Source organism: Streptomyces sp. NBC_00271 (assembly GCF_036178845.1).
In the GTDB taxonomy this organism is placed as follows: domain Bacteria; phylum Actinomycetota; class Actinomycetes; order Streptomycetales; family Streptomycetaceae; genus Streptomyces.
This window is the reverse complement of the sequence record NZ_CP108070.1, coordinates 2,156,929-2,172,751: the sequence shown is the minus strand read 5'-3', so window position 1 is coordinate 2,172,751 and position 15,823 is coordinate 2,156,929. Positions and strand designations below refer to the sequence as shown.

Genomic DNA, 15,823 nt, shown 5'->3' with positions numbered 1-15,823 from the left:
GGTGGCATGTCCATGGATGCTGAGCTGTTCCCCCGGAGCCGGGCGGAGATCGCGCCGGGCGCGGTGCATCTGCCGGACTGGCTGGACCCGGCTGCCCAGCGGGAGCTTCTCGATGCCTGCCGTGCGTGGGCCCGCCCGCCGGCCGGACTGCGTACGGTGCGCACGCCCGGCGGCGGCACGATGACCTCCCGGCAGGTGTGCCTGGGCTGGCACTGGTACCCGTACCGGTACGCGCGCACGGTCGCCGACGGTGACGGCGCCCCGGTGAAGCCCTTCCCCGCCTGGCTGGACGAGCTCGGCCGCCGCGCGGTCGCGGACACCCTGGGCCTCGAGGCCGCCATCGCCCCGTACGACATCGCACTGATCAACTTCTACGACGCCGACGCCCGGATGGGCATGCACCGCGACAGCGACGAGAAGTCCGACGCGCCCGTGGTGTCGTTGAGCCTCGGCGACACCTGTGTCTTCCGCTTCGGGAACACCGAGTCGCGCTCGCGCCCGTACACGGATGTCGAACTGCGCAGCGGGGACCTGTTCGTGTTCGGCGGGGCCTCCCGGCTCGCCTACCACGGAGTTCCCCGGGTGCACGCCGATACGGCGCCGCCCGAACTGGGCCTGACCGGCCGTCTGAACGTGACGCTACGGGTGAGTGGCTTCCAGGTGCCTTCGGACGGGACACCGCACGAGCGGATCATGGGAGACTCGCCCTCATGAACGGCAAGGCGGGCCCCCGGACGGCGGGGGAAGGGAACACGCGGACACGGCTGGACCGGGGGCGCGGGGCGCTCGGACCCGCGCTGGAACTCGTGCACACCGGACGTGCGCCGACGCGTGCCGTACTCACCGCCGAGCTGGGCGTCACCCGGGCGACCGCGGGCGCGGTGGCCGCGGAGCTGGAGGCGCTGGGGCTGATCCGGGTCGACGCGCGGCCCGGCGCGGCGGCCGGTTCGCAGGGACGGCCCTCGCACCGCCTGGAGGTCGCCGAGGACGGTCCCGTGGCGCTGGCCGCACAGGTGCACGCCGACGGGTTCCGCGCCGCACTGGTCGGGCTCGGTGGCCGGATTGTCGCCACCGCACCCAGCTGCGAGACCGTCGACGCCGACCCGGCCAAGGTGCTGGGCGCCGTCGTCGAGACCGGCGCGGAGCTGCTGCGCGAGACCGGGCGGCGCTGCGTGGGCGCCGGGCTCGCCGTACCGTCCGCCGTCGCCGAGCCGGACGGGCTCGCCCTCAACCCCCTCCACCTCGCCTGGCCCGCGGGCGCCCCCGTCCGCCGGATCTTCGCCGAGCGGGTGCGCGCGGCGGGCATCGAGGGCCCGGCGTTCGCCGCGAACGACATCAACCTCGCCGCCCTGGCCGAGCACCGCCACGGCGCCGGGCGCGGCGCCCGCGACCTGCTGTGCGTGGCCACCGGGCACCGGGGCGTCGGCGGCGCGCTCGTCCTCGACGGGCGGCTGCACACGGGCAGCTCGGGCCTCGCCCTCGAAGTCGGCCACCTCACCGTCAACCCCGAGGGCCGCCCCTGCTACTGCGGCAGCCGCGGCTGCCTCGACGTCGAGGCGGACCCCCTGGCGTTCCTCACGGCGGCGGGCCGCGACCCCGGCCCCGAGGTGTCCCTCCTCCAGCAGGCCAACGACCTGATCCGCACCCGGTACGACCATGACCCCTCCGTCCGCACGGCCACCGAGGCGCTGATCGACCGCCTCGGCCTCGGCCTCGCCGGACTGGTCAACATCCTCAACCCCGACCGGATCATCCTCGGCGGCCTGCACCGCGCACTCCTCGACGCCGACCCCGACCGGCTGCGCGCCGTCGTCGCCGACCGCAGCCTGTGGGGCCAGAGCGGCGGCGTACCGATCCTCGCCTGCACCCTGGACCACAACACCCTGGTGGGTGCCGCGGAGTTGGCCTGGCAGCCGGTCCTCGACGACCCACCGGCGGCACTGGCTCGGACCTGAGGGCGGACCTGAGGCCGGATCTGATACGAGGCCGTCGAGGCGGTATCGGCTCCCTCACGTCCTCGGTGTGCTCGGGCTCCACAGGGCCTAGGCGGCGTTCGGCAGCCGGGGCGGACGGGGCGGTGTACCGGGCCACTCCACGGCGAGCGCCCGGCCGGGGTTCTGCGTGAAGACGCGCTCCACGAGTTCCGCACCCAGGGCCAGTGCGAGCCGTGGCCGCACCCGGCGCAGCAGATACGGCATCCCGGGGCCGCCGTTGACCGAGCGCGCCGCCGCGGTCGTCGTGTCGGCGCCGAGGAGCAGGCGATGGCCGAAACCGGCGTCGGCCAGGGCGCGTACGGCGTCGGGCATGCGCCAGTCGGTGGCGTGGTGCGCACGGGAGGGGCCGTCGAAAGCGAGGTAGGCGCCCGCCTCGGCGGCCTGGCGCTGCACCACGAGGTCCGGGGAGCGGTTGAGGTGACCCAGGATCACCCGGTGCGGCGGCACCTCCAACGCGCCGCACAGCAGGTCGAGTACGTCGAGCGCGGCCGTGCCCAGCTCCAGGTGCACGGCGATCGGCGCGCCCGTGGCATGGTGCGCCTCGGCCGCCGCGGTCATCGTCCAGCGGGCGTGCGCGTCGAGCGCGTGGAAGCCGCCCGCGACCTTGACGAGTCCGGCCCGGACCCCGGACGTGCCGATGCCGGAGGTGAGTTCGCAGACGAAGACGTCGGTCAGCCTGCCGCGCAGTTCGGAGAGCGACTCCGGTGTGTAGTGGACCGCTTGGTGCAGGCCCGTCGCGGCGACCACATGGACCCCGGTGTCACGGGCGGCAGGTCCGCGGCGCGCCGGCCCAGTCCGTACGGTGTCCACTGCACCACGGTTCCGCCGCCCTGCTCGCGGAAGGCGGCCAGTTCGGCCCGCGCGGCGGTCGCGTCGCGCAGTTCCTGGCCGGGGAGCGCGGGACTGCCGAAGAAGAGGTGGTCATGGGCGTCGCACACCCCGAGGTGCTCGGGCGGCACGTCTCCGAGGACCGTACGGACCCGTGCGGAGACGGCGCCACCGGGGCTCGTGGGGGCAGGGCTCACCACTGCCGGCCCCGGGGCAGCCGGTCGCGCCCGGGCGCCGACAGGTGCAGCACCTGGAAGACCTCGCCGGGGGCCTTGGGCGTGTCGTGGTCCCAGAGGGAGAAGTGGACCAGCTCCCAGTGGCGCGGGTCGACGGCGGCGGCAGCGCACACCGCGCCGTCGAGCGAGGCCAGCCGCTCCGTCTCCGCCGCTGCGTCCGCCATCACCTCGGCCAGGTCGACGCCCTCGGGTACGGGCTGCCGTCGCCGCACCGCGACCTGGGGCGGCGCACCGGCGGCGCCGCCCTCCTCGTACGCGAGGCCCGTCCAGTTCTGCACCACCGGCCGCCCGAAGTCGTCGACGAGCCCCTGGAAGGCGCCGCCCCAGAGGAAGGAGTTCATGCCCTCGACGGTGTTCCAGAGGTAGAAGGGCGCGTACTGGTTGACCGGCGAGCCGTGCACCCCGCGCTCACGCATCAGATACGTCTTGAAACCGAGCCCCTCCCAGTCGTCGAGGAGGTGTCCGACGCGGGAGACCCGGGCGCGGACGATCCCCATGTCGTAGTCGGCGGGTAACGTCAGTTCGTACTGCGTCGCGTGCATCGCATGCCTCCTTGAGGGGCCTTCAGGCCTTCAGGTCTTCAGCCGAGGCCCCGACCGGCGGGGGAGAGCAGGGCGAGCAGTCCGCGGACGGCCGTGTCGAAGGCGGCCGGGGAGCCCGAGGCGCGCGCGAGCACATAGCCTCCCTGGACGGTCGCGAGGATCGTCGCGGCGATCTCCTCGGCGTCCAGCGACGGCGCGAACTGCCCCTGTTCCTTGCCCTCTTCGACGATCCCGGCCAGTCGCTCGCGCAGCCAGTCGATCGTCTCGTCGACGGGGGCGCGCAGTTCCGCGCTGGCGATCACGTCCGGATCCATCGTCAGCCGACCGACCGGACAGCCGCGCAGGACGTCTCGCTCCCGGCGCAGATACGCCTCGACGCGCTCGTACGGCGAACCGGGCGCGCCCAGTACGCCCTCGGCAGTAGACCGCAGTTCCTCGGCGGTGCGTCGGATCGCGGCCAGGGCGAGATCGGGCTTGCCCTTGAAGTGGTGGTACATGCTGCCCTGCCCGGCGCCCGCGTGCTCCTGGATCGCCTTGGGGCTGGTGCCCACGTAGCCGCGCTCCCACAACAGCTCACGCGTGGACTCGATCAGCCGCTCCGGAGTGCTCATGAACTCACTGTACATACTAGTAGGTACAGAGTCGAGGGCAGCCAGAGCGGACTGAGGAAGCAGGCGGTGACGCCCCGCGTACTCCCGCGGAGGTACGGGAACGGCCGCTGGCCGTACGACGACTCGGGCCCCCTCCCGGAGCCAGTCTCGATGCATCGAAACAGCTCCCACCCACAACTGCTCCTCTAGGAGATGACCCGAGATGCAGACCCTGGCGAACTGGGACGGCGGCCCCGGCCCGTGGATCCTGTTCTTCCCGCTGATCTGGGCGGCCGTCGTGATCGGCGTCGTGACGGTCCTGCGCCGCACCGTGGGGCGTGGGCGCCGCGGACCGTGGCGCGCCATGGGCGACTTCGGCCCGCCCCGCGACTCCCGCCTCACGGGCGACTCGCCGATCGCGCTGCTCGGCCGCCGCTTCGCCACCGGCGAGATCGACGAGGACGAGTACTGGCGCCGACTGTCCGTCCTGGACGAGCAGTTCGGCCGCCCGGGCAAGGGAGGAGCGGCATGACGACCGCCACCACGACGCGTCATGCCGCGGGCGTCGCCGACGCCGTCAAGGTGTACGGCAGCGGCGACACCGCCGTCAGGGCCCTGGACGGGGTGAGCGTCGGCTTCCCGGCCGGACGCTTCACCGCGATCATGGGCCCCTCGGGCTCCGGCAAGTCCACCCTGATGCACTGCGCGGCAGGCCTGGACACGCTCACCTCGGGCGCCGCGTTCATCGGCGACACCCCACTGAGCACGCTGGACGACCGCCGACTCACCCTGCTGCGCCGCGACCGTGTCGGCTTCGTCTTCCAGGCGTTCAACCTGATCCCGACGCTGACCGTCGCCGAGAACATCACGCTGCCCCTGGACCTCGCCGGGACGAAGGGTTCCCGCGAGTGGATCGACGCGCTCGTCGACGTCGTCGGCCTGCGCGACCGGCTCCACCACCGCCCCGCCGAACTCTCCGGCGGACAGCAGCAACGCGTCGCCGTGGCCCGGGCGTTCGCCGGCCGGCCCGACGTCGTCTTCGCCGACGAACCCACCGGCAACCTCGACTCCCGCTCCGGCGAGGAGGTCCTGAACCTCCTCGGCCGCGCGGTGCGCCGGATGGACCGTACGGTCGTCATGGTCACGCACGACCCGGTGGCGGCCGCACACGCCGACGAGGTCGTCTTCCTCGCCGACGGACGCCTCGTGGACCGGATGGAGTCCCCGACGGCCGACAAGGTCCTCGACCGGATGAAGGCGTTCGACGCCAAGGGAGGGCGGTCGTGAACGCCTCCGTGCGCCTGAGCGTGTCCTCCCTGCGCGCCCACAAACGCCGCTTCGCCGGTACGTTCCTGGCGGTGCTCCTCGGCGTCGCCTTCCTGGCCGGAACGCTGGTCATGGGCGACACGCTGCGGGCGAGCTTCAGCACGCTGTTCGGCGACGCCACGAAGGGCACCGACGCGGTCGTCCGCAGCGCCGACGCCATCACGACGCCCGGTGAGAGCCAGGGTGTGCGCCAACCGGTCGACACCACCCTGGTGAAGACCGTCGAGCGGGTTCCCGGCGTCGCGGCCGCCGCCCCCGACATCCAGGGCGCGGGCCAGCTCGTCGGCAGCGACGGCAAGCCCGTCGGCGGCCAGGGCCCGCCCACCCTCGCCGGCAACTGGATCACCGACCCGAAGCTCAACCCGTACCAACTCGCCGCGGGCCACGCCCCGTCGAAGTCCGGCGAGGTCGTCGTCAACCGGGGCGCCGCGAAGAAGGGCGGCCTGAAGATCGGCGACACGACCACCCTGCGCACCCCCGGTCCCGTCAGGGTGACGATCGTGGGCCTGGCGACCTTCGGCGGCGAGGACGGCATGGCGCAGGTGACGTTCACCGGGATGACGCAGGCCGACGCCGAGAAGTACCTCACCGCGAAGCCCGGCGAGGCGGCGAACATCCGGGTGCGGGCCGGTCCCGGGGTCGGTCAGGCCGAGCTCGTCGCGGACCTGACTCCCGTCCTGCCCAGGGGAGTCGAGGCGATCACCGGCCAGGAGTCGGCGCGGGAGAACACCGACATGATCTCCAGCCAGTTCCTGAACATCTTCACCACCTTCCTGCTCGTCTTCTCCGGCATCGCGCTGCTGGTCGCGACCTTCTCCATCCACAACACCTTCGCGATCGTCGTCGCCCAACGCACCCGCGAGAATGCCCTGTTGCGTGCCCTGGGCGCCTCCCGCCGCCAGGTCACCGCCTCGTCCCTGGTCGAGGCGAGCGTGGTCGCGGTGACCGCGTCGGCCGTCGGCCTCGCGGGCGGCGTCGGGATCGCGGCCGGCCTGCAGGCGCTGTTCCCCGCCATCGGGTTCCCCTTCCCCCAGGGCGACTTGGTGATCAGCGGCCTGTCCATGCTGCTGCCGCTCGCGGTCGGCATCGTGGTCTGCCTGGGCTCCGCGCTGCTGCCCGCCGTACGCGCCGGACGCACCGCGCCGCTGGCCGCGCTGCGCGAGACGGCCGTCGACGGGTCCGGGGCTTCACGGGGGCGGACGCTCGTGGGTGCGGCGCTGGCCGTACTTGCGGTGGGCGCCACCCTGACCGGCGTACTGGTGAGCCCGTCGCTGTGGCTCGCGGGCCTCGGCGCCGTTCTCGCCCTCGCCGCCTTCGTGGTCCTCGGACCCGTGGCGTCGTCGGCCGCCGTACGAGCCCTCGGCGCCCCCCTCGACACGCTGCGCGGTGTCACCGGCGGCCTGGCCCGGCGCAACGCCCTGCGCAGCCCCAAACGGACCGCCGCCACCGCGAGCGCCCTGATGATCGGCGTCGCCGTCGTCTCGCTGTTCACGGTCTTCGGCGCCTCGCTGAAGGCCACCATGGACCAGACGGTCTCCCGGTCCTTCGCGGGTGACGTCGCCGTCAGCACCCCGTCCTTCGGCGCGGGCGGCAGCGGGCTGAGCCCCGAGCTGGCTCCCGCGATCGCGCGGCAGCCGGCCGTCCGGTACGCGGTCGGCCTCGGCCGCGGGGTCGCCCAAGTCGACGGCAGGGGGCGGGCGCTGACCGTCACCGACCCCGTCACACTCGGCAAGGTGTTCGACCTCGGCGAGGTGCGCGGCTCGCTCGGCGACCTGGGCACCGACGGCATCGCGCTCACCCGGAAGGAGGCCGCCGAGCAGCACCTCACGACCGGCGACATCGCCCGGCTCACCTTCACCGACGGCAAGCGCGAGAACTTCACCGTCCGCGCGGTCTACGGCCGCTCCGAACTCGTCGGCGACTACGTCATCACCCGCGCCGCCTGGGCCCCGCACCGCACCCAGGACTCCGACTCGCTCGTCGCCGTCACCTTCAAGAACGGTGTCGGCGCCGCCGACGGCAAGGCGGCGGTCGAGAAGGTGGCCGCGCGGTACGGCAACCCCGAGGTGCAGACCCGCGACGAGTACGCGCGGTCCTCGGCCGGCGGCATCGACATGATGCTGACCCTGGTCTACGCGCTGCTCGCACTCGCGGTGCTCATCGCCCTGCTCGGCATCGCCAACACGCTCACCCTCGCGATCCACGAGCGCACCCGTGAACTCGGTCTGCTGCGGGCGGTCGGGCAGACCCGGGCGCAGCTGCGCGCCATGGTCCGCTGGGAGTCGGTCCTTGTCGCCGCCTTCGGAACGGCGGGCGGACTCGCCCTCGGTGCCTTCCTGGGCTGGGTGCTCGTCGAGGCCTCCGACGGCGCGTCGGACAGCACCTTCGCCTTCGCGATCCCGCCCGTACGGCTCGTCGTGGTGGCGCTCGTGGGCCTCGCGGCGGGAGCCCTCGCGGGGCTGCGCCCGGCCCGGCGGGCAGCACGCCTGGACGTGCTGCGCGCCATCGCCACCGAGTGACGTACGAGACGGGGGTCACCGCCCGGTCAACCGGCAACGGCGGACCGGGCGGGAGCGTGTTCGGGCCGACGTTCGTCGAGGGGATCGAGCGGGGCGACGGCGTGTCGGCGCGAGGTCTCGCGAGTCTGTTCGTACGGCGGAAGCACGGGCTCCGCCACCGCGGGCGAGGTCGCCGGCAGGGTGAACCACACGACCTTGCCCGACTCGCCGTCCGGACGCACGCCCCAGCTCTCGCTCACCGCGGCGATCATCGCGAGACCGCGTCCGCAGGTGGCCGTGGGGTCCACGTCCTGTACCTCGGGCAGGCGGGGGTCGTGGTCGTGCACCGAGACCGTGAGCCGGTCGAGCAGCAGCTCGATCTCCACGGTGCACACCTTGTCCGGCTGGGCGTGACGGTGAACGTTGGTCAGCAGCTCGGTCACTCCGAGCGCGGCCCGGTCTATCAAGGGGTCCTGATGCCAGTAGCGCAACTGCGCAGAAAGGATTCTGCGGACCTGGCCGATCCGCGACGGCAGGGCTTGGAGCTCCACCGTGCAATGCCTGCTTGGCTGGCTGATCACGGCTGCGACTCCCCGAATTGAGGTCCGGAAGAAGACGGAGATCGGATCCAGCAGAGTGGCTGAGTGGAACGGCCGCCTGCTGTGATGACCGGCGGACTGATTCGTAGCGTTATCGCCGGTGAACCCAGAGTGATGATGTGAGAACAGCGTGACTCAGGGGGTGCGGTCCTGCAACTCGCGGTGCGGTCCGCTCCGGCCCGAGCCGTCGCGGGGCGGCGGTCTCGCCTGAGCGGCGGCGTCCGGCGGGCCGGGGTTCATCGTTCACCGCCACGGGCCGGAGGTGGATCGCTCACGCACCGACCACCACCCACCCCGAACCGGGGCCGCCGCGCCGACGGCACCGATGCCGGACCGCGTTCCCCTCGGCCACAGCCGACCGAGGCCCCGAGCACCACCCCTCGCCGCACGCGCCCCGAAGCTTCCCGCACGCGGGCGGGTGGCTCCCACCCAGGGTTTTGCCGGGTGGGGGCCGGAGGCTCGTGGTCCGGGGTGGGCCGGTTGGGAGCCTGAGGCTTTTCGGTCGGCCGGAGCCGACCGTCGGCGGGTGGCTCACGCCCTGGATTTTGCCGGGCGGGGGCCGGAGGATCCGTAGCCGGGCTTCGCCGACGGTGAGTCCAGGGGTTCGTCGCGGGCCGTCGCCGACCGTCGGTCCAGGGCTGCCTCGTCGGCGGTCGCGGGTTGCGCGTGGGTGGTTCTCGCATCGGGCTTCGCCGGGCGTGCGTTCGGGGTGTGCCTTCGGCGCTCGTCGGGCGAGGGGTCCGGCACCGGGACTCGGCGGTCGCGGGCCCGGACCTTGCGGGTCGGCTGTGGGCGGCTGCGGTGAGGGCGTTCGTGCCGGACGTCGATGGTGGGACGACGTCCGAGGCTCGCCCGGTCGCCGTCGCCGGTTGCGGGCCGGGGCTGCTGGGCCCTGTCGTCACATTCCCGTCTGGCCCGCGACGCCATGCACGCGCCCCCAAGCTCTCGGCTTCGCTCGAACAGCGAGGGACCCCCTTCGCCGTACCGGGCAGCACGCACCTGACGCCGCCGGGCCCGTCCTCCAGGCGGACGACGGGAATGTGACGACAAGACCTGGCGCGGGCGAGCGGGGGGTGCGGGCCCGGGGCCCGCGTGTCCACCGCCGCGGGTCGCGAGCGTCGCTGGTAGCGCGCTCGGAGGTGCCCGGTGGGCGGCCGTCGGCCGGAGGTCGAAGGCCTGCGCGCAGGGCGTCGCCGGTCGCGAGTCGTGGGTGCCTGTGTCGGCCCTTGCCGGTGGCGAACCGAAGGCTCCCGTGTCGGTTGCCGCGCGGCCGACTCAGCCGTTGCGCCCCGCCGCCCTGCGAACCGCCTCTATGAACCGGCGCGCCGAGGGCGGCCCCGGCTTGCCCGGCGCGGGGTCGTGCTCGCCGAGCGTGAGTGAATAGCGGGTGCCGTTGACGTCGGCCAACGCCCGGTCCTCGGGCGCGAACCACGGCTTCGACGCCCGCACCGCCTGCACCGGCGCACTGTCGATCTCGCTGCCGTAACTCGTCAGCAACTCCAGCCTGCCGTCGCTGATCCGGACCTGTCCGGCCCGGGTGAGCGACCGCAGCCTCTTCCCGATCCGCACGCCCGTGGCCGTGAACTCCGGCTCTGCCATGATGCTCCGCCCCCTTGTGCGCGTCGGCTGTGCTCTGTCCCGCGTCGCTCTGTCCCGGGTCGCTCTGTCCCGCGTCCCGGCACCGGATTTCGCGCGGGTCGTGCTCCGGTGTGCGCGACCGCTGCGGGAGTGTCATCCCGCGCGGCGCGGTCGGACGCGGGCCGCGTGCCCTGCGGTGCAGTCTGCCCGCAGGCAGCGGCGAGCACCAGTGCGCATGACGAGGTGACGGCGGGGACGGGAGCACTCGCCCGGGTGCGCCCCCGTCGCTTTGGACACCCCTGCTCCAGGGGTGCCTTTGAGGTGCTCAAAGGAGTGTTTATGCAGGTGAGAAGCGTGCGCAAGGTGTTTATGATCGAGGCGTCCGACCATCTGAACCGGCGTCGGCGCGATGCGTAAGGAGCCCCGCCGTGAGCACCCCTCAGCAGATCCGGACCGGCGAAACCCTCGACGTCGACCACAGCGACGCGCGGTACCGGACCTGGCTCAAAGAAGCCGTCCGCAAAGTCCAGGCCGACGCAAACCGCTCCGCGGACACCCACTTGCTGCGCTTCCCGCTGCCCGAGGCGTGGGGTATCGACCTCTACCTGAAGGACGAGTCGACCCACCCCACCGGCAGCCTCAAGCACCGCCTCGCCCGCTCACTCTTCCTGTACGGGCTCTGCAATGGCTGGATCCGGCCGGGCCGCCCGGTGATCGAGGCGTCCAGCGGCTCGACCGCCGTCTCCGAGGCGTACTTCGCGAAGCTGATCGGCGTGCCGTTCATCGCCGTCATGCCGCGCACCACGAGCGCCGAGAAATGCCGTCTGATCGAGTTCCACGGCGGGCGGTGCCACTTCGTGGACGACTCCCGCAGGATGTACGAGGAGTCCGCCGCCCTCGCGGTCGAGACCGGCGGCCACTACATGGACCAGTTCACCTACGCGGAACGGGCCACGGACTGGCGCGGCAACAACAACATCGCCGAATCCATCTTCCGCCAGCTGGAGTTGGAGCGTTTCCCGGAGCCCGCGTGGATCGTCGCCACGGCCGGCACCGGCGGCACGTCGGCGACCCTCGCGCGTTACGTCCACTACATGCAGGCCGACACCCGCATCTGCGTCGCCGACCCGGAGAACTCGTGTTTCTTCGAGGGCTGGACCACCGGCGATCCGGACGTCACCTGCGACTGCGGCTCGCGTATCGAGGGCATCGGCAGGCCCCGTACGGAGCCGAGCTTCGTGCCGGGCGCGATCGACCGGATGATGAAGGTGCCGGACGCCGCGAGCGTGGCGGCCGTACGGGCACTGGAACAGGCCATCGGCCGCAAGGCGGGCGGCTCGACCGGCACCGGGCTGTGGAGCGCGCTGAAGATCGTCGCCGAGATGGTGACCGAGGGGCGCAAGGGGAGCGTGGTGACGCTGCTCTGCGACCCAGGGGACCGCTATCTCGACAAGTACTACTCGGACGCGTGGCTGGCCGAACAGGGGCTGGACATCGCGCCCTACACCGCGGCGATCGCGGCCCTGCTCCAGACGGGCGTCTGGCCGGACTGACCGCCGGGGCGCGGCTCACGCGGCGCGTCCACGGGCGGACCTGGGGCCCGGGCCTGTCGTCACGCGTGTGTCGACGCCAGCCGTCGGTCCAGCGCCGTCACCGCCTGGCGGAACGCGCGGCCGAGACCCGCCCGGCCCAGCTTCAGGGCCAGCAGGAACGGCGCCGAGCCGTCGACGGCGAAGGTCCACTGGACCCGGGTGCCCTTCCCGGCCGGAGTCAGCCGCCACTCCTCGACCAGGGCCCGGGGGCCGGGCGCGTTCGAGACGTCCACCCGGTACGCGTACACCTCGGGGGCCTCGGCCACGAGGACCGTTTCCTGGAAGCGCGTACCGCCCCGGAGCCGGATCTCCCGCCCGGCGCCGTCCGCGGTCGGCCGGGCGAGTGTCACCGCCGAGAACCACTCGCTCCAGCCGGGCACGTCCTCGGCCAGCGCGCGGAAGACCACCTCGGGAGGGGCCGCCACCTCGCGGGCGAACACCAGACGCAGGGGAGCGGTCTCGGCGAAGTCGAGCCCCACCGGGCGAAGACGGCGTGCCATGGACGAAACCCCCACCTGGGAACGGAGCCCGGTCCCGCCTCCAGAGCCGCGGGCAGCGTCACCTTAGCTGGCGGACCGTCAGATGTCTGTACCGTCCTCGGGCTCTCCGGCCACCACCAGGCGCCGCAGGTGTTCGGAGACCTCCGCCCGCGCCTCGGCCGGCAGCCCGGCGTCGGTGACCAGAGTGTCGACCTGGTCCAGCGCGGCGAACGAACTCAGACCCACCGTGCCCCACTTGGTGTGGTCGGCGACCACGACGACCCGCCGTGCGGACTGCACCAGCCGCCGGTTGGTCTCGGCCTCCGCCAGGTTCGGCGTCGACAGGCCCGCCTCGACCGATATCCCGTGCACCCCGAGGAACAGCACGTCGAAGTGGAGCGCCGCGATGGCCTGGTCGGCCACGGGACCGACCAGCGAGTCGGACGGGGTGCGCACCCCGCCCGTCAGCACGACCGTGGCCGCGCCCTGCCGCTGGCCGGAGAGGCGCTGCGCCGAGTGGAAGACATCTGCGACCCGCACCGAGTTGGTGACCACGGTCAGGTCCGGCACGTCAAGGAGCTGATGCGCCAGCGCGTACGTCGTCGTACCGCCCGAGAGCGCGATCGCCGTGCCCGGCGCGACCAGCTCGGCGGCGACCCGCGCGATGTCCTCCTTGGCGGTCAGCTCCAGACCCGACTTGGCCTCGAAACCCGGCTCGTGCGTACTCGCCTCGACCAGCGGCACCGCGCCGCCGTGCACCTTCTCCACCACGCCCTGGCGGGCGAGCGCGTCGAGGTCACGACGGACCGTCATGTCGGAGACGCCCAGCTTGCGGGTCAGCTCGTTCACGCGGACGCCGCCCCGGCGCCGTACCTCGTCGAGAATCAGGGCCCGACGCTGCTCCGCGAGAAGGTTCTGATTCTCACTCACGTCCGCTCCGATCCTTGCGCCACAAGCTGCCCGACACTCCGTCCGAACCCACTCCCACGTGGACATTCTCCTTGTCCTAGGCCTGGAGGACGACCCATCCTCGCACGGGCCACCGACACGTGCGCCACTCCCCGCAAGGACACCGCGTCCCGCCCGTCGCGTCACTGTCACACGTATCGGGGAGATTCCGTGACCACAGGTGCGCGCGCACCCCTGAGCGGAGATCCTTGTGCCTGCACATGACACACGCCAGACGCGCGCACGGGGGAAGTGCAGAAAAGTGGAACGTGCACGGGAACACGCCTCGGCGGGAGAGCTCAGCGGCCCCGCACAGCGGCCCGAAGCGGCCGATACCGCCCTCGAACTCCTGGTCCACGGAGTCGGCGGCACCACACCCGAGGAGATGCTGGACGATCCGCGGACGGTCCGGATCAGCGGCGACGACACCGCGGCCGTCTACCGGCGCGTCGACGACGCCGACGCGGAGCGGCGCCCCGACGACTACCGGGGCAAACCGGTCCCCGAGGCCTATGTGTGGTGCAACCTCACCTCCGGCAACGGCACCCGGGCCCTGTGGCTGTTGCTGCTGCCCTTCATGGTCGTCAACCTCGCGCACTGGATGCGTCCCGCCACCCGCGGCCGCACCCGGACGGTCCGCCTGTACGGCCTGCTCGTCCGGCTGGCCGGGCTCACCCTCACCGTGCTGCTGGTCGCCGCGGCCTGCGAGGTCGCCCTCGACCTGACCGCCTGGCAGTGCGCGGGCATCCGCGCGTGCGCCGAGGCGCACTCCTGGCTGGGCTTCCTCTCCCCGGACCTGTCCGACAACGGCTGGTGGAGCCGACCCGGCCGCCGCCTCGCCCTGGCCGCCCTGGTGCCCGCGGGTCTCACCTGCCTGCTCTGGTACCTCTCGCACCGCACCTGGAGCGCGTACGAGTCCCAGCAGCCCGTGTCCCGCAGGCCCGAGCCCGCCGAGGAGACCGGCCGGACCGGGCTCGGCAGGCCCGGCTTCTGGTACGGGCGCCGTCTGGTGGCCCGGCTGCGCGCCGCGCACACCGCGGCGGGACTCCTCACCGTCACCGCCGCCGTCGGCGGCCCCGCGGCCCGCTTCGACCGGGAGGCGGGGGGACCCGCCGTGCTCGGGATCCTCGGCCTGCTGCTGTACGCATCGCTCGTCGTGGGCGCGGTCGTGGTGCTGTGGGTGGTCTGCCGGCGCGGGCGCAGCGAACACCGGCTGGACCAGGAACTGGACGCCACGCTCGTGCGCGGGCTGCCCCTGGGCTCGATCGTCCTGTTCGCCCTGACCCTGCTGTACGCCGGATGGTCACGGCCCGGCTGGCACTCGACGGGGCGGCTGCCGGGCGACGCGACCTTCGGGGGCCTCACCCTCGCCCAGGGGCTGCTCGTCATCATGCTCGGCGTGGTGGCCCGGGTTCTGTACCGCACCAGGCCCGATCCGCGCACCGCTCTGCGGGGTCTGGCCGGACCCGCCGTCGCGATGCTGGCCTGCGCCCTGGGCGGCGTGATGTCCGGCGGAGTCGCGCAGCGCGTCGCCGACTGGCTGGACGGCACGCGCGGCTCGCTGCCCGGCCCGCCCGTCCTGCTGACCTGGCAGGCGTCCGTGATCCCGCCGACGCTCCTCGTGCTCCTCGGCCTGTGCGGCAGGCTGGTCCTACGCACCTGGCGGCTGCGCGTCCTCGAGATGCGCGCGGTGGAACTCGACTACCTGGGCGAGGCCAAGGACACCACCCGTACCGGCCGTATCGCGAGCACACGCGCGATGGCCGCCCTCACCGACCGGGCGCCCCTCATGGTCGGCGTGATCTCGTTCGTGACCCTGCTCCTCGGCGCCGGAGCCCTGGTGGGCGTCCTGATCACCGGTGACGCCCCGGCACAGGCCGCGCGAGGGTCGTACGCCTTCGTGCGAGGCGCCGCCGAAACCGCACAGGCGCTCGGGTCCTGGCTGATCGGCCTCGGCTTCATACTTCTCGTCACCTCGGGGCGGCGCGCCTACAAGGACCCGGCGGCCCGACGCACCATCGGCATCCTCTGGGACGTCGGCACCTTCTGGCCGCGCGCCGCCCACCCCTTCGCGCCGCCCTGCTACGCCGAGCGTGCCGTGCCCGACCTGACGTGGCGCATGGTCACCTGGACCCGGGCCACCGGCGGGCGCCTGGTGCTCTCCGGGCACTCCCAGGGCAGTGTGCTGGCCGCCGCCGCGGCCTGGCAGCTGAAGCCCTCCGTACGCAGGCGGGTCGCGCTGCTCACCTACGGTTCACCCCTGGAACGGCTCTACGGGCGCTGGTTCCCGGCCCACTTCGGCCCGGCCGCCCTCACCTCGCTGCACCGGGAGGTCGACTGCTGGCGCAACCTGTACCGCCTCACCGACCCCATCGGGGGCCCCGTCCGGCTGCCCGGCGACTGCGGCCCCCAGGTCGACCGCGCGCCCCTGAAGGACCCGCTCGCCTACGGACGCACTCAGGAGCATCCGCTGCCCGCGCCGATCCTCGGACACGGGGACTACCAGGCGGACCCGGCCTTCGCCGAGGAACGCGAACGGCTGCTGGCGCGGCTGCGGCCGGAGGCGGTACCGGGCCCCCGTCCCGACGGCGACGCCACGACCTGAGGGCGACC

13 protein-coding genes and 1 pseudogene are annotated in these 15,823 nt (G+C 73.1%); 7 read left to right on the top strand and 7 right to left on the bottom strand.

Annotated elements, in window-relative coordinates:
• Positions 1–12 precede the first annotated feature (12 nt).
• Together OG798_RS10420 and OG798_RS10415 are read left to right on the top strand one after the other, a co-directional pair.
• Positions 13–714: an alpha-ketoglutarate-dependent dioxygenase AlkB family protein gene (locus OG798_RS10420; protein ID WP_328760010.1), complete on the top strand. Its 702-nt coding sequence runs from the start codon at positions 13–15 to the stop codon at positions 712–714.
• Positions 711–1,955 carry an ROK family protein gene (locus OG798_RS10415; RefSeq protein WP_267061028.1) on the top strand — a complete coding sequence of 415 codons (1,245 nt, stop codon included), beginning with the start codon at positions 711–713 and terminating at the stop codon, positions 1,953–1,955. Before OG798_RS10420 ends, OG798_RS10415 begins: the two co-directional genes overlap by 4 nt.
• A gap of 87 nt (positions 1,956–2,042) precedes the next feature.
• Here OG798_RS10415 and OG798_RS10410 read toward each other — a convergent pair.
• The 3 genes and pseudogenes from OG798_RS10410 to OG798_RS10400 form a co-directional block, all read right to left on the bottom strand.
• Positions 2,043–3,022 (bottom strand): annotated as a pseudogene (locus OG798_RS10410) (phosphotriesterase family protein).
• The gene (locus OG798_RS10405; RefSeq protein ID WP_328756855.1) at positions 3,016–3,600 is read right to left on the bottom strand and encodes a DUF4865 family protein; all 585 of its coding nucleotides are present in this window, start codon (positions 3,598–3,600) and stop codon (positions 3,016–3,018) included. Before OG798_RS10405 ends, OG798_RS10410 begins: the two are co-directional and overlap by 7 nt.
• A 38-nt stretch (positions 3,601–3,638) precedes the next feature.
• Positions 3,639–4,211 carry a TetR/AcrR family transcriptional regulator gene (locus OG798_RS10400; RefSeq protein WP_257016950.1) on the bottom strand — a complete coding sequence of 191 codons (573 nt, stop codon included), beginning with the start codon at positions 4,209–4,211 and terminating at the stop codon, positions 3,639–3,641.
• Between the two features lie 202 nt (positions 4,212–4,413).
• On the opposite strand from OG798_RS10400, the gene OG798_RS10395 reads away from it, so the two are divergent.
• Genes OG798_RS10395 through OG798_RS10385 form a run of 3 tightly spaced genes read left to right on the top strand, consistent with a single transcriptional unit; the run spans position 4,414 to position 8,035 of the window.
• Complete coding sequence (locus tag OG798_RS10395; RefSeq protein WP_095856231.1) at positions 4,414–4,722, top strand: SHOCT domain-containing protein; 309 nt, start codon at positions 4,414–4,416, stop codon at positions 4,720–4,722.
• Positions 4,719–5,477 carry an ABC transporter ATP-binding protein gene (locus OG798_RS10390; protein WP_075025608.1) on the top strand — a complete coding sequence of 253 codons (759 nt, stop codon included), beginning with the start codon at positions 4,719–4,721 and terminating at the stop codon, positions 5,475–5,477. Before OG798_RS10395 ends, OG798_RS10390 begins: the two co-directional genes overlap by 4 nt.
• The gene (locus OG798_RS10385) at positions 5,474–8,035 is read left to right on the top strand and encodes an ABC transporter permease (RefSeq protein WP_328756854.1); all 2,562 of its coding nucleotides are present in this window, start codon (positions 5,474–5,476) and stop codon (positions 8,033–8,035) included. The genes OG798_RS10390 and OG798_RS10385 overlap by 4 nt, the downstream gene beginning before the upstream one ends.
• 26 nt (positions 8,036–8,061) lie before the next feature.
• Here the strand turns inward: OG798_RS10385 and OG798_RS10380 are convergent, their stop codons facing one another.
• Both OG798_RS10380 and OG798_RS10375 read right to left on the bottom strand, forming a co-directional pair.
• Complete coding sequence (locus OG798_RS10380; protein ID WP_095856233.1) at positions 8,062–8,595, bottom strand: ATP-binding protein; 534 nt, start codon at positions 8,593–8,595, stop codon at positions 8,062–8,064.
• Between the two features lie 1,293 nt (positions 8,596–9,888).
• The gene (locus tag OG798_RS10375) at positions 9,889–10,212 is read right to left on the bottom strand and encodes a hypothetical protein (protein ID WP_054228734.1); all 324 of its coding nucleotides are present in this window, start codon (positions 10,210–10,212) and stop codon (positions 9,889–9,891) included.
• 407 nt (positions 10,213–10,619) lie between these two features.
• On the opposite strand from OG798_RS10375, the gene OG798_RS10370 reads away from it, so the two are divergent.
• The gene (locus OG798_RS10370) at positions 10,620–11,744 is read left to right on the top strand and encodes a PLP-dependent cysteine synthase family protein (protein ID WP_328756853.1); all 1,125 of its coding nucleotides are present in this window, start codon (positions 10,620–10,622) and stop codon (positions 11,742–11,744) included.
• Between the two features lie 59 nt (positions 11,745–11,803).
• Here the strand turns inward: OG798_RS10370 and OG798_RS10365 are convergent, their stop codons facing one another.
• Positions 11,804–12,283, bottom strand: coding sequence for an SRPBCC family protein (locus OG798_RS10365; RefSeq protein ID WP_121416985.1), 480 nt, complete (start codon positions 12,281–12,283; stop codon positions 11,804–11,806).
• A 78-nt stretch (positions 12,284–12,361) separates the two neighbouring features.
• Positions 12,362–13,192 (bottom strand): DeoR/GlpR family DNA-binding transcription regulator, encoded by an 831-nt coding sequence (locus OG798_RS10360; protein WP_054228731.1) that lies wholly within the window; start codon positions 13,190–13,192, stop codon positions 12,362–12,364.
• Positions 13,193–13,472: 280 nt separating this feature from the next.
• Here OG798_RS10360 and OG798_RS10355 point away from each other — a divergent pair, with 280 nt between their 5' ends.
• Positions 13,473–15,815: a hypothetical protein gene (locus OG798_RS10355; protein WP_443053734.1), complete on the top strand. Its 2,343-nt coding sequence runs from the start codon at positions 13,473–13,475 to the stop codon at positions 15,813–15,815.
• The last annotated feature ends 8 nt before the right edge of the window (positions 15,816–15,823 follow it).